Annotated in this window: 18 protein-coding genes and 1 pseudogene; 17 read left to right on the forward strand and 2 right to left on the reverse strand. The window is 64.6% G+C overall.

Annotated elements, in window-relative coordinates:
- The 17 genes and pseudogenes from ACO6D5_RS14085 to ACO6D5_RS14165 all read left to right on the forward strand — a co-directional run.
- Positions 1-351, forward strand: a pseudogene (locus tag ACO6D5_RS14085) (MHYT domain-containing protein); the annotation flags it as partial.
- A 120-nt stretch (positions 352-471) separates the two neighbouring features.
- Positions 472-654 (forward strand): Flp family type IVb pilin, encoded by a 183-nt coding sequence (locus ACO6D5_RS14090; RefSeq protein WP_175174048.1) that lies wholly within the window; start codon positions 472-474, stop codon positions 652-654.
- Positions 655-817: 163 nt separating this feature from the next.
- Positions 818-1324, forward strand: coding sequence for a prepilin peptidase (locus tag ACO6D5_RS14095; protein WP_485825759.1), 507 nt, complete (start codon positions 818-820; stop codon positions 1322-1324).
- Positions 1306-1719, forward strand: coding sequence for a pilus assembly protein (locus ACO6D5_RS14100; RefSeq protein WP_485825727.1), 414 nt, complete (start codon positions 1306-1308; stop codon positions 1717-1719). The genes ACO6D5_RS14095 and ACO6D5_RS14100 overlap by 19 nt, the downstream gene beginning before the upstream one ends.
- 1 nt (position 1720) lies before the next feature.
- Positions 1721-2212, forward strand: a complete 492-nt coding sequence (locus ACO6D5_RS14105) for a TadE/TadG family type IV pilus assembly protein (protein ID WP_485825728.1) — start codon at positions 1721-1723, stop codon at positions 2210-2212.
- Entirely contained in the window at positions 2209-3165 is a 957-nt protein-coding gene (cpaB, locus tag ACO6D5_RS14110) for a Flp pilus assembly protein CpaB (RefSeq protein ID WP_485825729.1), read from the forward strand. The genes ACO6D5_RS14105 and cpaB overlap by 4 nt, the downstream gene beginning before the upstream one ends.
- 65 nt (positions 3166-3230) lie before the next feature.
- Positions 3231-4592: a type II and III secretion system protein family protein gene (locus tag ACO6D5_RS14115; protein ID WP_485825730.1), complete on the forward strand. Its 1362-nt coding sequence runs from the start codon at positions 3231-3233 to the stop codon at positions 4590-4592.
- Positions 4589-5932, forward strand: a complete 1344-nt coding sequence (locus ACO6D5_RS14120) for a P-loop NTPase family protein (RefSeq protein ID WP_485825731.1) — start codon at positions 4589-4591, stop codon at positions 5930-5932. The genes ACO6D5_RS14115 and ACO6D5_RS14120 overlap by 4 nt, the downstream gene beginning before the upstream one ends.
- A gap of 33 nt (positions 5933-5965) precedes the next feature.
- Entirely contained in the window at positions 5966-7321 is a 1356-nt protein-coding gene (locus ACO6D5_RS14125; RefSeq protein WP_315845330.1) for a TadA family conjugal transfer-associated ATPase, read from the forward strand.
- The gene (locus ACO6D5_RS14130) at positions 7321-8247 is read left to right on the forward strand and encodes a type II secretion system F family protein (RefSeq protein WP_485825732.1); all 927 of its coding nucleotides are present in this window, start codon (positions 7321-7323) and stop codon (positions 8245-8247) included. The genes ACO6D5_RS14125 and ACO6D5_RS14130 overlap by 1 nt, the downstream gene beginning before the upstream one ends.
- A gap of 11 nt (positions 8248-8258) precedes the next feature.
- Entirely contained in the window at positions 8259-9257 is a 999-nt protein-coding gene (locus ACO6D5_RS14135; RefSeq protein ID WP_485825733.1) for a type II secretion system F family protein, read from the forward strand.
- Positions 9257-10141: a tetratricopeptide repeat protein gene (locus tag ACO6D5_RS14140; protein ID WP_485825760.1), complete on the forward strand. Its 885-nt coding sequence runs from the start codon at positions 9257-9259 to the stop codon at positions 10139-10141. Before ACO6D5_RS14135 ends, ACO6D5_RS14140 begins: the two co-directional genes overlap by 1 nt.
- A gap of 22 nt (positions 10142-10163) precedes the next feature.
- A complete protein-coding gene (locus ACO6D5_RS14145) occupies positions 10164-10616 on the forward strand; it encodes a DUF3613 domain-containing protein (RefSeq protein WP_485825734.1) in 453 nt (150 codons plus the stop codon).
- Between the two features lie 30 nt (positions 10617-10646).
- Complete coding sequence (locus ACO6D5_RS14150) at positions 10647-12752, forward strand: TadG family pilus assembly protein (protein WP_485825735.1); 2106 nt, start codon at positions 10647-10649, stop codon at positions 12750-12752.
- A 40-nt stretch (positions 12753-12792) separates the two neighbouring features.
- Positions 12793-14193: a sigma-54 dependent transcriptional regulator gene (locus tag ACO6D5_RS14155; protein WP_315845869.1), complete on the forward strand. Its 1401-nt coding sequence runs from the start codon at positions 12793-12795 to the stop codon at positions 14191-14193.
- A gap of 117 nt (positions 14194-14310) precedes the next feature.
- Positions 14311-15024, forward strand: a complete 714-nt coding sequence (locus tag ACO6D5_RS14160; RefSeq protein WP_485825736.1) for a DUF2968 domain-containing protein — start codon at positions 14311-14313, stop codon at positions 15022-15024.
- A gap of 134 nt (positions 15025-15158) precedes the next feature.
- On the forward strand, positions 15159-15617 hold the full coding sequence (locus ACO6D5_RS14165; protein WP_485825737.1) for a DUF1178 family protein: 459 nt from the start codon (positions 15159-15161) through the stop codon (positions 15615-15617).
- A gap of 79 nt (positions 15618-15696) precedes the next feature.
- Here the strand turns inward: ACO6D5_RS14165 and efp are convergent, their stop codons facing one another.
- Positions 15697-16257, reverse strand: coding sequence for an elongation factor P (gene efp / locus ACO6D5_RS14170; RefSeq protein WP_006225610.1), 561 nt, complete (start codon positions 16255-16257; stop codon positions 15697-15699).
- Between the two features lie 200 nt (positions 16258-16457).
- Positions 16458-17570 (reverse strand): elongation factor P maturation arginine rhamnosyltransferase EarP, encoded by a 1113-nt coding sequence (gene earP, locus ACO6D5_RS14175; protein WP_485825738.1) that lies wholly within the window; start codon positions 17568-17570, stop codon positions 16458-16460.
- Between the last annotated feature and the right edge of the window lies 1 nt (position 17571).

Consider the following 17571-nt stretch of genomic DNA (forward strand, 5'->3'; position numbering starts at 1 on the left):
GCGTCAGCCGCGCTGTGGCTGGCTTTCAATACGCAGAATGAGTTTCAGCGCGGCGGAGCCGCCATTTTGATGGCAATCGCCGTGTGCGGCATGCATTACACCGGTGCGGCCGCCGGTACGGTTATCTGCACGACGCCGCGCGACTCTTCCAGCCTGCAAATCGGCGGGCTCATGCTTCCGTATATCGCTTTTGCGTTGTCCGCCGTGACGCTGCTGATCATGCGTTGGCAGTTGCAGCGGGCATCAACCCGGTTCCGCGCCCGTATGGCGCAGCGGATCGACTCGATTATTGAATCGGCGCCGGTGTCGGAGTCTGGCAAGGTGCCAGGGTCCACGCTAGGGCCGGGTTAGTAGGGCCCCGGATTGCACGCGGGCGAGGAATGCTCCCGCAAAGCAAGCAGTTCCGGGCATAGGGGGCTGGTGTCGCGCGACGGCGCAGCTCAATTATCAATCGAGTCTTAGGAGCTCGACATGAAAGCGAAACTTGCGCAGTTCTGGAATGACGAAGAAGGCATCACTGCCCTGGAATATGGGCTGATCGCCGGGCTGATGGCGGTAGCGATCATCGCCGCAATCGGCTTCTTTACTGGAGGCCTGACCAGTCTGTTCACAGACTTGGGCGCCAAGCTTACCTCCCAGGGCGGGGCAATTTAACGCCCAGCAAGCCTAGTCCATGTCGTGATGGCCCTTTGGGCCATCCGGCAGGCGGGCTGTACGACATTTTCATGGCTTCAGCAGCATTCTGCGATTCCGTTTGAACACTTCTGAAGTCTGGTTTGCTGAATTATTGGAAGGTCCCGCCTTGTATCCAGGGGAAGTGTTGTGGTGGCTGCTATTCGCCTGCTGGAATCTGGTGCTGATCTACAACGATCTGCGCTATCGCCGTGTCCCCAACGCGTTGATCGTTGTGGGGTTCGTGGCGCAGCTGCTTTGGCTGGCGGCCGCTTGGGCAGTACCTGGCTGGGTATATCCGCCGCGATGGTCAGGCTGGCTCATGGCACTCGCCGGCTTTCTGGCGGCGATACCGTTCCTGCTCTTGTGGGGCAGGCGCTTGATGGGCGCGGGCGACGTCAAGGCCATCGCGATACTCGGCCTGCTGCTGGGGATCGCGCCGCTGATCATGATTCTGGTGGTGGCGAGCCTGCTGGCCGGCCTGCATGGCCTGCTGTATCTGATCGCGTCGCGCTATTGGCCAGTGACCAACCGCCTTCGCCAGATCCCGTACGCCGCGTATATGGGAGCCGCCGCGCTCAGCGTGGCGTCTATGCCCTTGAATTCGGCCTGGTATTCGTGGTGTTCTTCCTGGTGTTCTACGCGATTCTGACGTATTCCCTGGTAGCCGCCGCACAGCAATCCGTGACCCTCGCCGCGCAGGATGGTGCGCGCAAGGTATTGCAGTGGCAAAGCGGCACGCCATCCTTGACGGTGCGGGCCAATGCGGGGCGCGACGCCGCGCTGTATCAGGCCCAATGGATCAGTTCCATGTCCGCCGCAGGCGTCCAGGTTGCCGTTTGCGGGAATTCTGGCGCGCTCAGTAGTTCGGCAGGCGGAACGTGCAGCGGCATGCCGCTCGCGCAGGGGCAGGTCGAGGTCACCGTGTCCTATGCCTACGGCGCCCATCCGCTCATTCCGTCATTGCCGCTGTTGAATACCGTGCTGATGCCGGCCTCTGGCGTGCTTCGCGCCCGTGCCACGGTGCATCTGAATGGGGAGAGCTGATATGCATGCCCCCCTGCGGAACCGCCACCGCCATCCCGCCCGGTCGCGCGAGCGTGGCATCGCCGCGCTGGAGTTCTCCCTGACTTTGATCATGCTGCTGATGTTCATCTTCGGCGTGCTCAGCTTTGGCGTGCTGTTCTGGATGCAACAGCAATTGGCCTCGGCGGCGACCGATGGCGCTCGCGCCGCTGTGTTCGCCCAGTTCAATGGTCAGTCGAATGTGCCCGTGGCGGCGTGTTCCGCCGCGATGAGCGCCTTTTCCACCGGCTCGGCGGTCGTTTGCACGACGGCAACGCGACCGTGCACATGGGCCGGCTCGGGCGGCCAGCCGGCCAACTGCGCCACCGTCGCCCTGACCTATGACACGCAGTCCTGGCCATTGCTGGCCACGCTGCAGCGCCTGATCACCACTTTGCCGGGCATGGGTCCGAACTGGATCCCCACCCGATTGCGTTCGCAAGCCGTTGTTCAGATATCGCAAGGGACACCATGAGCAGTTTGAGCAAGATCGTCGCAGGTTTGTTGTTGGTGGCGGGCCTGATTCTGGCCTTCGTCGCTTGGCGGTTGGCGTCCGTACCCAGCGCGCCTCCCGTCAGTGTCGCGCCCGTGTCGACGGCGCCGGCCGCTGCGCCGGTCAAGCTCTATCGGGTCGTTGTGGCCAAGGAGCCCATCCCGGCAGGTACACGCATCGACACCGGAAAAATGTTGACGGTGGCCGAGTGGCAGGCAGCCCTGTCCGGCGGCTATGACAGCGTGGCGCCGCTGGAAGGCGCGGTCGCGAAGGTCGATATCGCCACTGGCGATCCGCTCTTGCCCAGCTTGCTGGCCCAGGGGCTGGCGCGCCAATTGAAGGCGGGCGAACGCGCGGTGGCGATTGCCGTGGATGAAGTGATCGGCGGCGGCAACCGCGTTGCGCCGGGCGACTGGGTCGACGTGTTCTTCATGATCGAGAAGGGGCAGGAGGTGCCGGGCGGCCAAGCGCGCTTGCTCCAGTCCCAGGTGCGCGTGCTGGCGTACGGCAAGGACTCTGTGGATGGTCCGGAAGCAAAGGCCGATGGGCAGCAGGGCGCGCCCAGCCAACCCGCCAAGACGGCGGTGCTGGCCGTGCCGGTCGAACAGGTCAACCAGCTGATTTTGGCCAGCCGCTCGGGACGTCTGCAATTGGCATTGCGCCCCTTGAACGACGACAGCGTGCCCGATACGCAGCTGTTCGCCCAGCGCGGCACGGTACTGCCGGTTCGCGCAGACCTGACGCCCGAACAGCGCGAAGCCCTCAAAGCGGGGCCGAACCGCGCGTTTGCCGGTGAAAGCCTGGTCCAGCTCGACGGCACCACGACAAATGCGCGTGCTCCGGCCGCAACGGTGCGTGGTGCAGGCACAGGCGGAGGCGGCGGCAGAACGGTGGAAATCTTGCGCGGAGACAAATCCGAACGTGTGCGTTATTGATCGTGGCTTCGCGCGGCCAGACGCCGCGCGTGGCTGGAATCCTTCTTATGACTAGATTCAGCACAATGAAGAAATATCAGCGCACCACCATGATCTGCCTCCTGTCGGCAGCCGCAACGATGAACTACAGCGCGGCCGCCCGCGCGCAGGCCGCCGCGCCCGGGGCGAATGCGCCGGCACCGGCCCGTGATCTTGCCTTGGCCGTGAAGGGGCAGCAGACGCTGTTGCTGGACGGGGCGGTCCCGGCGCGCATCGCGATCGGCGATCCCGACGTCGCGGACGTGAAGGTCTTGCCGGCTTCGGGCAAGCGCGCGGGATCAATCCTGGTTTACGGCAAAAAGCCGGGGACGACACAGCTGCAGATATGGACCGGCAATAACGCCGCGCCGCAAATCTGGAACTTGCGCGTGGGGGGCAGCGTCCAGGGCGCATTGGCCACGCGAGGCATCGCAGGCGGCGCCAACGTCGACATCGCGGGAGACCGGGCGGTGGTTTCAGGCCATGCCGAGACGCCGATGGGGCAGGTGGCCTCCTCCCTCATCGCGGCGTCCGCCGTGGGAGGCGATAAGAACGTCGTCGACGTGTCTTCGGCAGGTACCGGCGGCGTGGTGCAGGTCGAGGTCAAGGTCGTCGAAGTTTCGCGCTCGGTGATGAAACAGGCCGGCATCAATTGGAGCGCGGGCGGCAGCGGCCCTTGGAGCACGACCAATAATTTTATCCCCGCCAACCTCGCTACCGCAGCGTCCGGTTTTTCGTTGTTCTACGACACCAAGAACTTCTCCGCGAATCTGCGCTTGCTGCAGAGCAACGGCATGGCCCGCGTGCTGGCCGAACCCACGCTGGTGGCGATGACCGGCCAAAGCGCCAGTTTCCTGGCAGGCGGCGAACTGCCGATTCCCGAGGCCGGCGGGCTGGGGACGGTGTCAGTCACCTTCAAACCTTTCGGCATCGGGCTGACCGTCACGCCTACGGTGCTGTCGCGCGACCGCATTTCGCTGAAAGTGGCTCCCGAGGCGAGCGAACTGGACTACAGCAACGGCATCACGCTGAACAACGGCTCGGATACTCCCGCGATCATCCCGGCGCTGCGCACCCGTCGCGCCGACACCACCGTCGAATTGGGCGATGGCGAAAGTTTCGTGATCAGCGGCCTGGTATCACGCCAGACCAAGGCCATGGTCAACAAGGTGCCCTTGCTGGGCGACCTGCCGATCATTGGCTCATTCTTCCGCAGCCTCGACTATTCGCAAGAGGAAACGGAACTGGTCATCGTTGTCACGCCGCGCCTGGTCCGCCCCATCGCGCGCGGGGTGAATCTGCCATTGCCGGGAGAAAAGCAAGAGCGTGCGGACAGCGGCTTTAACGCCTGGGGCTACTACCTGACGGGTCCCATGGGCGGCCAGCAAATGCCGGGTTTTTCGCGGTGACCAATATGAAGACACATGCAAGCGAGTGGGTTGGCCTGCAAAACAGCAAGCGGTTTCTGTTCTGCTCCAAAGGCGCGGATGTTGCCGTGCAATTGGGGCAGGCGCTCGGCGACATGGGGATGCTGACCCAGGAGTCTCCCGGGACGGAAGAGTTGGCGCGACGCCTGGCGGAGATTTCGCCACAGGTGGTGTTTCTGGATTTCACACTTAGCGAAGATGAGCCGGGAAAACTGTTCAAGTCGGCCGAATTGGCGCGCACGCTGGCGCGCATAGCGCCGACGTTGCCGCGGGTGGCGGTGGGCCTGTTGAGCCAGCCCGAGGGGGCGATCGCAGCACTGCGGGCAGGGGTCAGCGATTTTGTCGATCCAACGGTCGCGCCGCAGGAAATCAAGGATATCGTGCTTCGGCTGCTGGACGCGCAGACGGAGGGCGGCCGCAGCGATGGTTCGCGGCGCAGCGTCCTGCTGCTCGGCGCGCGGCCTGGCGTGGGTGCCAGCACCCTGGCCGTGCATCTGGCGCATATGGCGCAAGATCGCCTGAAGCAGGCACACGGTGCGCGCGCCACGGCAAACGGGGGCAAGGGCGCCAAGGCGGCAGCGGCGGAATCGGGTGCCTCGCTGCCCCTGGCCAGCCGTGTCGCCCTGATGGACCTTGGCTGGCCCGTGGGCGATTGCCAGCTTTATCTGAACATTGGTGGCGAGTTCGACTTTGCTGAGGCCGCGCGTAATCTGCGCCGTCTGGATTCCACATTGCTGGGATCGGCCATGCCGCATACGCCCAACGGTCTGAGCGTGTTGTCGTTGCCGCGGGACCTGAGTCAGATGCGCGATGTCTCGCAATCCGATTCTCTCCTGGTGTTCGAGCGCATGCGCCAGCATTTCGGCGTGGTGATCGCCGATTCAGGCGGCTTCACCAACCCTGAGTTCGTGGCGGGCCTGGCGCGCGCTTCCGAGCAGAATTGGATCGTGACCGATCAGAGCGTCGGCGCCTTGGTGTCGCTGGCCGGGCTGCTGCAGGAATTGGAGCAACTGCATGTGGACCGGCGCAGCCTGGGTCTGATCGTCAACCGCTATGACGAACGGTATGGCATGACTGCCCAGCAGATCGCCGAACGCTTCCAGTTGGAGTTGGTGGGCACCTTGCCGGACCGCACGCTGGCCTTGATGGTGTGCACGAACCAGGGGCATCTCTTGCATGAGGACGCTGAGCGCGACGTCTATGTGCGCGCCGTACAGACGCTGGTGGAAAAGCTGGGGGCGGAAGACAGTACGCCCGGAGGGCGGGCAAGCTGGCTGGCCACGTGGCTGCCCGGCGTGCACCGCCGTATGGTCGTCGGTTAACGCAACGACGCAAGGACTGCAACGGAAGCCGACATGATCATGACAGCGACAATAGAGTTTGGCGGGGACGGCGACAAGGGATTCTCGGCGTCGAACCGCTTCCAGGAAGTAAAGACGGCGGCTTACGAGCACCTGCTTTCCCGTATCGAGGAGCTGGGCGCGGAGTTCGGGCGGTGGGCCCGGTCGGCGATCCAGGAATTCGTCGACATCGAGGTCGCCAGTTTCGTGCGCTTGCGCCGCGTGCCGATCAACGAAGGGGAAATGCGGCAGATCGCCGAGGCCCTGACCAAGGAGCTGGCGGGCCTGGGGCCGCTCGAGGACTTGCTGGCCGACCCGGCCGTCGAAGACATCCTGATCAACGGTTACGACAACGTGTTCGTCTCGCGCCGCGGCGTGCTGGCACGCGAGACGCTGCGGTTCACCGACAACCAGCACGTGCTGCGCATCGTGCGACGCATCCTGGCGCCCATCGGCCGCCGGCTGGACGAGTCCAGCCCCATGGTGGATGCGCGCCTGCCCGATGGCGGCCGTTTGAACGTGGTGATCGAACCGCTGGCCGTGGACGGCCCCATGGTGTCGATCCGCAAGTTCCGGCAAGACCCGTTGAAGCCTGCGGACTTGCTGACCCTGGGTTCGTTTGACGAAGAGATCTACCGGCTGCTGCATGAAGCGGTCAAGAACCGTTGCAATGTGCTGGTGTCCGGCGGGACGAGTTCGGGCAAGACCTCGTTGCTCAATGCGCTGGCGTTCTTCATTCCGGAAACCGAACGCGTCGTCACGGTCGAGGACACGGCGGAACTGTCGCTGAACCACCCGCACGTGGTGCGGCTGGAGTCGCGCCAGGGCGGATTCGACGGCAGCGGTGCGGTCAGTATCCGCGAACTGATCCGCAATAGCTTGCGGATGCGGCCGGACCGCGTCGTGGTGGGCGAAGTACGCGGCGCCGAAGTCATGGACATGCTCCAGGCGATGAACACCGGCCACGAAGGGTCGATGGCGACCATCCACGCGAACTCGCCGCGCGAATGCCTGTACCGGATCGAGATGCTGGCCGGGTTTGCGGGATTCCAGGGGAGCGAAGACAGCTTGCGCAGGCAGATCGCCAGCGCGCTGGATTTCATCGTGCAGATCGGCCGCCTGTCCAACGGCAAGCGCCGCGTGCTGTCGGTGACCGAGGTCACCGGCATGGGCGACAACGTGATTTCCACGCAGGAACTCTACCGGCACGAAACCTTCACGACGCCCGACGGCGAAGAAAAAGACCGCTGGAACTGGCTGGGAATCCATCCCCATACGCCCAAGCTTGCCAAGATGCGCACCGAGGCGCGCAACAACGATCCCGCGCCGGGCGACAACGACGGCGGCGGATTCTGGAGCCGGAGGCGCTGATGACGGAAGCCCTGGTATTGGCAGGCCTGGCGGTGGTGCTGGCCATTGGCGCGGTGCTGCTTTGGCGTCATGCCAACAGCGGCGCGCGCCGGGCGGCGAGCTCCACGTTTCTAGAAAACCAGCTGAATCGGGGGCGCGAAGCATCGTCCACGCCCGAACCGATCTTTGACAGTGCGCGGGCGCTGCGCAGCGGCCTGCCGGGGTGGGACCGCCTGTTGCTGCTGGCGGGCGTGCGTCAAAGCACGGGGCTTTATCTGCGTCTTGCGCTTCCTCTGGTGGGCGCCACGGCGCTGGCCTGGCTGACCTTGGGCATCGTGTCCGGCATCGTGACGTTGTTGCTGGTCGGCATCCTGGAATATTTCCTGCTGTGGTTGCGGGCCGACAAGCGCCAGCGCCGCATGATTTCGCAACTTCCCGCGTTCCTGGACAACATCGTTCGTCTGGTCACCATCGGCAACAGCATGGGCGCCGCGTTCCAGACCGCAGCCGCCACCACGGATGAACCATTGCGGGAAGTGGTCGAGACGGCCGCCAGCCTGAGCCGCTCTGCCAAAGAGCTGGATGCGGCCCTGGTGCATGTGTCCCGCCTGTACGGCTTGAAAGAGCTGTACATGATCGCTGCGGTGGTGTCGCTGGCGATGCGTTTCGGCGGACGCAGTGATCAGGTGCTGGAACGGATGGCCGCCTTCATGCGAGATGTGGCGCAGGCGCGCAATGAATTGTCGGCGAGTTCAGCCGAAATCCGGCTGTCTGCCTGGGTCCTGGCGCTGCTTCCGGTGGGCATTGGGGGCTTCATCATGTTGACGAACAACGATCTCTTCATGAACTTGTGGCGCGACCCGGCGGGATTCAAGATGCTCATGACCGCTGTGTTGCTGCAGATCGGCGGCAGCTATTGGCTGTATCGCATGGCGAAGTCCATTTGACGGGAGCGGTGATGGATATCCTGAAGGCGTGGAGCGTCTCTTCCGTACTGGCGATGGGGCTGATGCTGATTGCGGCGGCGATGTTGGTGCTGGGCATCGGCATCGTGCGCCGGTTGCGCGGCCAAAGCCGCAACCGGCAGATCGTCGATCACGCGCTGGCCACTCGGCAAATGGGCGCTGCGGCTTCGGCGGCGCTGCCGGCGCAAGACGGGCAGGGCAAGTTCGCGGCCGCCACGCGTGCGGCGGATTCGTTTGGCAAACGCTTGAGCGAAGGCCGGCTGGCCGAAGCCTTGCTGGCGGGTGAAGACCGCAAGCTTGTGGATATTGCCGGCTACGCCGACCCGGCGACCGCCAGGTCGCGCTTCGTTGCATTCCGGTTCGGCCTTGCCATCTTGTTGCCCATCGCGGCAGTGACGCTCGGGTTGCGTTATCACTACGTCGATTCCTTGTCGGGAATATTGGTCGCGGCGTTCTTTGGCTTCGCCTTCGGCTACATGCTGCCCAAGTGGGTCGTGCGGCGCCGCGTGGCGCAACGTCGACGGCTCGCGGCGGACGAATTGCCCCTGTTGATCGACCTGCTTCGCCTGTTGCAAGGCGTGGGGTTGTCCATCGATCAGAGCATGCAGGTGCTGGTGACGGAGTTCGGCCAGGTGTTGCCGGTGCTGTCGCACGAATTGCGCCTGGCCTCCGAACTGTATGTGCGCGGACGCACGCGTGAACAATCCCTGGCCAGGCTGGCGGGCGGGTTCGACAACGACGACCTGTCCGCGATCTGCCGGCTGATCGCTCAGGTGGATCAGCACGGCGGGGCCGTGCAAGAGCCGCTGAACCGCTTTGGCGAAAGGCTGCGGGATTCCCGGCGGCTGGAACTGAAAGAGAAGGTCGGCAAGACGACGGTCAAGATGACGGGCGTCATGATCGTCACTTTGCTGCCTGCGCTGTTGATCGTCACGGGCGGCTCGGGGTTTATTGCAGTGATTCGCGCGATGTCGCGCATGGGGGGAACATGATGTCGGGCGCTAGGGGAAGTCGGCAGGGCGTATTGCGCTGGGCACTTGTGGCAGCAGTGGCGGCCACGGCCGCGGGCTTGAGCGGATGCAAGACCAACAACGCGGAAACCGCGTGGCAGTTGATACAGCAACAGCAGCAGGAACAGGCGTTGGCACGGCAGAAAGAAGATGAGGCGGAAGGCCGGCGCCGTCCCAGGGAACCAGAGATGATGCTGTCGCTGATTGCCGAAGCGCAGCGTCAGGAACGCTATTTTGCTTCCCTGGCGTATATCGACGCGTATCAGCAGAAATTCGGCAACGACAACCGCGTGGCGGTCATGCGCGCCGACGCCCTGCGCCAGACCGGACAGACCGCCCTGAGCGAGCAGGCTTATCGCGCGCTGACCCGTGGCGATCAAGCGGCAGACGCCTGGCACGGCCTTGGCTTGATCGCAGGCGGGCGCGGCCAGTTCGATCAGGCGGTCGATGATTTTTCGCGGGCGGCCAAACTGGCGCCGACGAATGCGCGCATCCTGGGCGACCTGGGATTTGCGAGGCTGCGGTCCGGTGACGTCGACGGCGCGCGGGTGCCACTGGGCCAAGCGGCGGAACTGGCGCCGGAGAACGGCAAGGTGCTGGCCAATATGGCGGTATTGCTGTTGGTCGAGGGCGACGCCGTGAAGGCTCAGCGATTGATGGATCAGGCTCAGCTTGGCGAAGAGGCGCGGGCGCATGTGCTGCGCCTGGCCTCCGAGATTCGCAGCTATCGCGCGCCGGCGCCCCTGCCGGCAGCGGCGGCGGTCGGCGCCCCGTCGCCGACTCGCGTGTCCAGCGGTGATGGGGCCGTGATGCCCATGATGCGTCCGTTGATGGAAGGCCTGGGCAATGGGCCCATCGTGCGTTAACTCCATGTTCAGGAACACGTTTATGTCTCAAGCTCGCCTGATTCGTTCATTTTCCCTGGCCCTGGCTGTGGCGGCGCTCGCGCCGTTAGGCGCCCAGGCTCAATCCAATGCGCCGCTGACCGGCAACATGTCGGGCGGCGCGGCGGCGCCAGCCGCTCAGCCGGTGCCGGCGGCGACGTTGCCGGATCGGCCTGTCGTGCAGCAGGTGCCGTCGACCCTGCCGCAACCTGGCGCGGCGGCGCAGCCCGTGCCGGCGCAGGCGAGTCCGCAAGCTGCGCCGGCGGAGGTCCGGGAAGATTTTGGCGATGTCACGCGCGGGTTGCTGGCGGCGCAGGCCGACGGCCGCCGCGCGGGGGGCGCGCTGCCCATCCTGGGGCCCGTGTCTACCGCGGCCTGGAACCGCTATGTGGACAGCTTCACGCATCCGGTTCCGGAATGGTTCCAGAAACGCGTGGAAACCAAGAACACCAATTAAGGCTCGGACAGGAGCCGGAGGCGCCAGATCATGCCAGCCGCCCCAATGCGCTATGCCTCATTGCCGCGCCAACGCGGGAGCATCACCGTGGCCGTCGTGTTCGCGGTGCTGGTCGGGTTGGTGCTGCTTGGCGTCGCGCATCTTGCCTACAGCTTCTATATGAAGCGCGAAATGCAGAAGGGGGCGGACCTGGCGGCCTTGTCCGCAGTCCAGGTGCTGAGCATGGGGGCGGCCGCGGACTGCACGCGGGCAGTCGCTGCCGGGCGGACGTCGGCGTTGGCCAATGTGCCCAGCTTGTTCGATACCTTCACGGCGGCCGATGTGACGGTTGAGTGCAAGGTCTGGGATTCCACCCGGACCGATCCTTCCGGCATGCACATTTTCGATCCCACCAGCGGGCAGTCGTTCAACGCAGTACGCGTGACCGTGAGCAAGCGGCTTACCAGCATCATTCCCAATTTTTCGGGCGGCGCAAGCGGCACGCACGTCACGACCACGGCAGTGGCCACGAACACGCGCCCCGTCGCGGCATTCATGGTGGGCTCGCGTTTGCTGCGCTTGCAGCGCGGCGGCCTGCTGTCGCAGTTGCTGGCCACCGTCGGGGCAACGCCCGCGCAATTGGATGTGCTGGATGCCGCAGGGCTGGCCAGCGTCAACATCACGCCTTCGGGCCTGCTTAAGGCCCTGGGTTTGCCCTTGTCGGTGGCGACCGGGGTCGGCACGCCTGCGGAACTGGCTGCGGTCAATAACCTGACGCTGGGGCAGTTGCTGAACGCAACCTTGACCGTGGTGAACCAGAGCGGAACCGCCAGTGCCGGCATCGGGCTGATCAACAACGCAATCAATACGGTATTGGCGGTGATGCCGCTGAACCTGCCGGTCAAGCTGTTTGGCAACGGCGGCGTGCTGAACCTGTCTGTCGTGGGGGGAGACGCCACCGGTGCCTTGGCAGCGAACGTCAACGCCTTGAATCTGCTTGAAACCGCGTTGGTCGTCGCCAACGGGCAGAACCTGATCAACCTGGGACTGAGCGTGCCGCTGTTGGGCGTGGACGCGCGCGTGCGGGTCGTGGAGCCGCCCACGCTCGCCGTTGGCGGCATCGGCACCCAGGCGACGAGCGCGGGCATCCGCGTCTACCTGCGCGTGAACACCAGCAACATCCCGCTGGTGGGGCCGCTCTTGGCCAATACGCTGGGCACGAAGGTCGACCTGCCCATCATCATCGATGTGGCGCAGTCCACCGGCACCTTGACCAACCTGTGCCAGGCGCCGTTGACGCCGTCGCAGGCCACGATCGCCGTGACCTCTTCCGTGGCGAACGTCTGCTTGGGAACCTTTCCCGGCATGACGTCCAACACCGACCAGAACGCCGCGAACTTCGTGTCGCTGACCAACAGCTGCCAGCCCAGCTCCTTTGCCGCGATCCAGCGCCATCAGGTATTGAATGTGCTGGGCATCCTGCCGCTGACCGCCAAGGTCACATTGCCTGTTTTCAATTCGGCCGCGCCGGTGTCCGTGACGCTGACTGAACCGCCGGGGACCCCGTCGACGCAGACCGTCACCGCCACATCCATCAACCTGGGCGCGTTGGCGTCCAACCTGTCGGATGCCCTGATCGGCGGCATCCTGGGCGATCTTTTCAATACCGGCACGCCACTCACGCCGGCCGAACGCACCGCGCTGGCGACGGATCTGGTGGGCGGTGGGGGCAACAACGCCGGCAACTCCATCACACAGGTGGTCAACAACCTGCAATGGTCCACCACCGCCCTGAACCAGCTGAGCGCGCGATTGACCACCGGCGGCTTGACCGGCGTGCTGGGCGGCACCTTGCAGTTGGTGGGCAATATCCTGAGTTCGCTGTTGCTGGCGCCTGTCAATGATGTGGTCTGCGCATTGGGCATTACCCCGAGCGCGATCCGGACGTGCCGCATCAACTCGGTCGCCACGATGGCGCTTAGCGGCAGCTCGCAGGTCGGCGGCGTGTTGTCCATCGTCGTGAACCTGCTGCAGCCCGTGCTGGCGCCGTTGTCGGGGTTGCTGCAACAGCTGCTTGACATGTTGGGCCTGAGCGTAGGCCAGACCGATGTATCGCTGCTGTCCGTGGATTGCGGGCAGCCCCGTTTGGTGTTTTGAGGATGCCTGTGATTTTTGCCCGTTTCTTGCTGCCCAAGCCATGACCCAGAAATTCGCCCGCGACGAGTTCGACGTGTACGTGTGGGAAGGCACTTCCGATATTGCCTCCCGGGCGGAGCGTTGCCTGGCCGGCATGGATGTGTCGCTGGTGCGGGCGGACGCCGGCACCGCCTTTCCGCCGCCGCGCGATCCGACGCGTCCGGCGGTGGCACTGGTGTCCGTGTCGGTGATGGGCGACAACCGGTTCAGCGGCTACGACTGGCTGGCGGTGCAGGCGCTGCCGGTGATCTGGGTCGCGGCCGAAGCCCGGGGGCGGGATTCGCGCTATTACCCGCCTGAATATTCCTACACGCTGCCGCTGGCGTTCACGACGGCGGACTTGCGCAAGCTGCTGTTCGAATTGCTGGGGACGCTGGACCAGTTCAACCGTACCGCGCCCAAGCGCGAACAGCCCTTGATCGCGGTGTCCGAGCCGATGCGCGCGCTGCTGGCCGAAGCCGAAATGTTCGCCGATTGCCGCAGCAACGCGCTGATCCACGGCGAGACGGGCGTCGGCAAAGAGCGCATCGCCCGCCTTTTGCACGACCGGGCGGAATGGTCGGACGGCCCGTTCGTGGCGGTCAATTGCGGCGCCATTCCGGAAGGCCTGTTCGAAGCGCATTTCTTCGGCCACGCCAAGGGCGCCTTCACCGGCGCGGTCGGCGCCCACAAAGGGTATTTCGAACAGGCCAACGGCGGCACGCTGTTCCTGGACGAAATCGGCGATTTGCCGTTGTACCAGCAGGTCAAGCTGCTGCGGGTGTTGGAGCAAAGCGCGGTCACGCGCCTGGGCTCCAGCGTGGAGATTCCGGTGGATTTCCGGCTGGTTGCCGCCACGAACAAGGATCTGCGGGTGTTGGTGGGCCAGGACGAGTTCCGGGCGGACCTGTATTACCGACTGGCGGTGATCGAATTGCGTATCCCGAACCTGGAGCAACGGGGGGCGGAAGAGAAAATCGCCATTTTCCGCGCATTGCTGGAGCGCTTGGGGGGCGAGGGCGACCCGCCGGACTGGCTGTTGGAGCGCGTGGCGCGCACCCGCTACGCCGGCAATGTGCGCGAACTGTCCAACGTGGCCGAGCGCGTCGCCATCATGCGCCGGCAGTTCAAGAGCTGGGACCAGGCGCGGATTGAACGCATCTTTGATCAGATCGCCGAGCCGCTTCGTGCTGCCGGCACCCTGGGCACGGCCAGCACGCTGTGCGAACCGCCCGTTTTCACCGATGCCGAGCGCGCTGAGCGCGCCCGCATCCTGGCCGCGCTGGACGTCAACGGCTGGCGCCGCCAGGACACCGCCAATACCTTGGGCATCAGCCGCAAGGTGCTCTGGGAGAAGATGCGCAAACTGCATCTGGGAGGCGGGCAGGGCGAAACGGCGGAGGGGACGGTCGAGGCATCCTGATCACGCAATAGGGAAAGGCCCGTACGGGGCCACATATTTGCTTGCGGCGAGTGTAAGTGGGTCTGCCGTGAGCGAAATAAATTGCTATAGTTCCGCAACGATTTTTTTGGGGAAGGCATGAACGTCCAATTTATCCGTGCCGCCACTCGCATGGCGCTGTTAGGCACGGCACTGTCCGGCCTGGCGGCTTGCGCCAGCGCGCAATCCGAAGCGCCGCGGCCCACGGTTAAGCAGGTCGAGGACAAGCCAGCCGCGTCCACCCCGGTGACGCCGCCGCCAGCAGCCGCGCCCGCCGCCGCCGCCCGGCCGTCGTCCACCGTGGCGGAATTGCAAAGCCTGATTCAGAACCGGCAGGTTTCCGAGCTGCGTACCGCCTATAACGGCACGTACGGCGCCAGTCTGCTGTTCAAGCCGGAAGACCTGACCTATTACGTCGCCTTGTTCCAGCAGAAAGACTTCTGGCGCGTGTTGAAGACCGTGTCGGAAAAGCAGGCTGAAGCCACGTATCGCGCGTTTGCCACGCAATCCGCGGAACTGGCTGAAGTGGACATCAAGCGCATCAAGCTGCAGGCCGAGTACGCGAACGCCGAAAAGCAGCTGGCCAGCCGCAGTGCACAGCTCAGCACCTTGCAGGCCGACCGCGCGCTGCGCATGCAGCAGGAAGAGCAGGTCGCGGCCCGCCAGGAGCAGTCGCGCCAGGAAGCCACGGCATTGGCCGACCAGCAAAAGGACGTGCGCCAGCAACTGCGCGATCTGCAGCGTCAGATCGATTCCTTGCAGGCTCAGCAGGCGCAGATCGACGCCAGCCCGGCCGCCAAGCGCGGCAAATAAGCGGCGCCAATCGCCAGGACGGGCCTTCGGGCCCGTTTTTACTTGGAAACCGCCCTATCCCCGCCTGAGGTGGGGGATGGCGCCCATTACAGGCGGATTCTTGTATTCTGGCTGCTGGACCCCATATAGCAACCATGGCTCTCAAAGTTTTCGACCTCCAGTGCGAGCACAGCCACATTTTTGAAGGCTGGTTCGGATCGCACGATGACTATGACGCGCAGCAGGCGCGTGGACTGGTCACGTGCCCCGTTTGCGGGTCTGCCAGCATCACCAAGCGCCTGTCTGCGCCGAGGCTGAACGTCTCCCACCTGCATGCGCCGGCCCAAGCGCCCGCCGCGCCGGCCGGCACGTCCGACGCCGACAAAATGACCGCGTTGCAGGCGGTCGTGATGAAGCAGGTGCGCGCGCTGCTGCGCAATACCGAAAACGTGGGGCCCCGATTCGCCGAAGAGGCGCGCCGCATCCATGAGGGCGACGCCGACGAGCGTCCCATCCGTGGCACGGCCACGCCCGAAGAGCGCGAAGCGCTAGCCGACGACGGTATCGAAGTGATGGCCGTGCCAGACTTCCTGGACGATGAACGCCTGCAATAAAGGGCATCGACAGTAAAGGATGACGGGCATGAAAAAAGCCAGACCGCGAGGTCTGGCTTTTTTGTACCTGCTTGCCGGATCAGTTGTTGACGCGGCTGCGGTATTCGTTGGTGCGGGTGTCGATTTCGATCTTGTCGCCGATGGCGCAGAACAGCGGCACGTTCAGTTCGTAGCCGGTATTGATCTTGGCCGGCTTGGTGACCTTGCCCGACGTATCGCCACGGACGGCGGGTTCGGTGTAGGTGATTTCGCGAACGAGCGTGGTGGGCAGTTCAACCGAGATGGCGCGGCCGTCGTAGAAGACCACTTCCACGGGCATCGCTTCTTCCAGGTAGTTCAGGGCGTCGCCCATGCTTTCGGCTTCGATTTCGTACTGGTTGTACTCTTCGTCCATGAAGACGTACATCGGGTCGCCGAAGTAGGAGTAGGTGCACTCCTTGCGATCCAGCTGGACGACTTCGAACTTTTCGTCGGCCTTGTAGACCGATTCGCTGGCCGAGGCGGTCAAGAGGTTCTTGAACTTCAGCTTCACAACAGCAGCGTTACGGCCAGACTTGTTGTATTCGGCTTTCTGGACCACGAGGGGATCCTTGCCGACCATGACCACGTTGCCGACTCGCAATTCCTGAGCGGTTTTCATCGATAAAACTCCGGGGGTGATGGGTGCACTCGCCGTGCTTGCAAAAAGCCGCTGCCGCGAAAGACACGGACAAAAGTAAGGGGTCGAAAGACGGGCCGTAAGACCCAGCAGACGACCCTGCTAGCGGTTTCATGCACACCCCGGGAGGCGTTCATTGTTGAGGCCCGACAAATCCAGGGCGACTCAGAAAACTCTCTATTCTAACGTTTCTTGGCCAAGTCTGCGCAAAAGTCCGCCAGATTTTCAGCCAGATCCGGCTGGCTGGCTTGCGTGGCATCCCATTGCCGGGCGGCGGCACACCACGCTTGCCAGGCCTCAGGCGCCAGGGCGTGGGCAGTGGCTGCGGCAGTCTGGGCCGTTTCTGGCTGGTTCCAGGCTCGGATCAGTGCCTGCGCGGAATCCGGGGCCGGATAGCGGGCCAACCACGATTCCAGCTTTTCCAGATGGACGTTCTGGTCTTGCGGGTAGATCTGCCACACGAGCGGGCGCGCTGCCCAGGCCGCGCGGATGAAGGAGTCTTCGCCGCGCACGAAGTTCAGGTCCGCGCACCAGAGCAAACGGTCGAAGTCCGGCTGGGCCACGAAGGGCAGGCGCGCCAGAAGCGGGGCGCCGGGCGCGGTGCACGCGGCTTCCAGCCCGGGGGCCACGCCGTCGGGGACCAGCAGCACGCTGGGCTGCGCGTCGGCCGCCAACGCCTGGGCCAGCGCGTCGACGGGCGCCGTCGGGTAGCAAAACAGGGACACCGTGCGCGCGCCGTCGCGGCGGCGCAACAGCAGGGCTTCGTCCACGCCCAGCGACCGCAGGAACGCGTCCTGCCGGTCCGTCGACGCCTGGAACGCGTCGCGTTCGGCATCCAGTCCGGGTTCGCGCAACAGGCCGCCCGTGGCGGGGGTGAAGCCAGGGAAGAAAAAGTGCTTCACCAGCCCGTCGGGCCGTTGCGAGGGCAGCCCGTGGCAGCTTTCCACCCAGGCCTCGGCGCTCAAGTACTCCAGATTGATCCAGACCGGATGCGTGCGTCGCATGCTGTCCACGAACGCCGGCGGGGGATCGCAGGCGAAGGCTTCGATGACGACGTCGCGAGCCGCCAGGGCAGGGGCCGGCGTATCGGACCAATGCACGATGTCCACGCCGCTCAGCTGCTGCATTGCCGCCAGGGGATCGATGCCGGGCTGGATGCGCGCAAAGCTGGCCAGGTCGTCCACCCACAGGCGGACATCCCAGCCGCGGCCTTGCGACAGCCGGCGCGCCAGCCGCCAGCAGACGCCGATGTCGCCGTAGTTATCGACGACCCGGCAAAAAATGTCTGCTTGCATG

It is taken from the genome of Achromobacter sp., from assembly GCF_057314935.1.

Bases quoted from the DNA above. Each gene is read 5' to 3' on its own strand.
- ACO6D5_RS14135 (WP_485825733.1), top strand. From the start codon at position 8,259: ATGGATATCCTGAAGGCGTGGAGCGTCTCTTCCGTACTGGCGATGGGG.
- ACO6D5_RS14145 (WP_485825734.1), top strand. From the start codon at position 10,164: ATGTCTCAAGCTCGCCTGATTCGTTCATTTTCCCTGGCCCTGGCTGTG.
- efp (WP_006225610.1), bottom strand. From the start codon at position 16,257: ATGAAAACCGCTCAGGAATTGCGAGTCGGCAACGTGGTCATGGTCGGC.
- ACO6D5_RS14155 (WP_315845869.1), top strand. From the start codon at position 12,793: ATGACCCAGAAATTCGCCCGCGACGAGTTCGACGTGTACGTGTGGGAA.
- ACO6D5_RS14115 (WP_485825730.1), top strand. From the start codon at position 3,231: ATGAAGAAATATCAGCGCACCACCATGATCTGCCTCCTGTCGGCAGCC.
- cpaB (WP_485825729.1), top strand. From the start codon at position 2,209: ATGAGCAGTTTGAGCAAGATCGTCGCAGGTTTGTTGTTGGTGGCGGGC.
- ACO6D5_RS14125 (WP_315845330.1), top strand. From the start codon at position 5,966: ATGATCATGACAGCGACAATAGAGTTTGGCGGGGACGGCGACAAGGGA.
- ACO6D5_RS14140 (WP_485825760.1), top strand. From the start codon at position 9,257: ATGTCGGGCGCTAGGGGAAGTCGGCAGGGCGTATTGCGCTGGGCACTT.
- ACO6D5_RS14105 (WP_485825728.1), top strand. From the start codon at position 1,721: ATGCATGCCCCCCTGCGGAACCGCCACCGCCATCCCGCCCGGTCGCGC.
- ACO6D5_RS14160 (WP_485825736.1), top strand. From the start codon at position 14,311: ATGAACGTCCAATTTATCCGTGCCGCCACTCGCATGGCGCTGTTAGGC.
- ACO6D5_RS14130 (WP_485825732.1), top strand. From the start codon at position 7,321: ATGACGGAAGCCCTGGTATTGGCAGGCCTGGCGGTGGTGCTGGCCATT.
- earP (WP_485825738.1), bottom strand. From the start codon at position 17,570: ATGCAAGCAGACATTTTTTGCCGGGTCGTCGATAACTACGGCGACATC.
- ACO6D5_RS14150 (WP_485825735.1), top strand. From the start codon at position 10,647: ATGCCAGCCGCCCCAATGCGCTATGCCTCATTGCCGCGCCAACGCGGG.
- ACO6D5_RS14090 (WP_175174048.1), top strand. From the start codon at position 472: ATGAAAGCGAAACTTGCGCAGTTCTGGAATGACGAAGAAGGCATCACT.
- ACO6D5_RS14165 (WP_485825737.1), top strand. From the start codon at position 15,159: ATGGCTCTCAAAGTTTTCGACCTCCAGTGCGAGCACAGCCACATTTTT.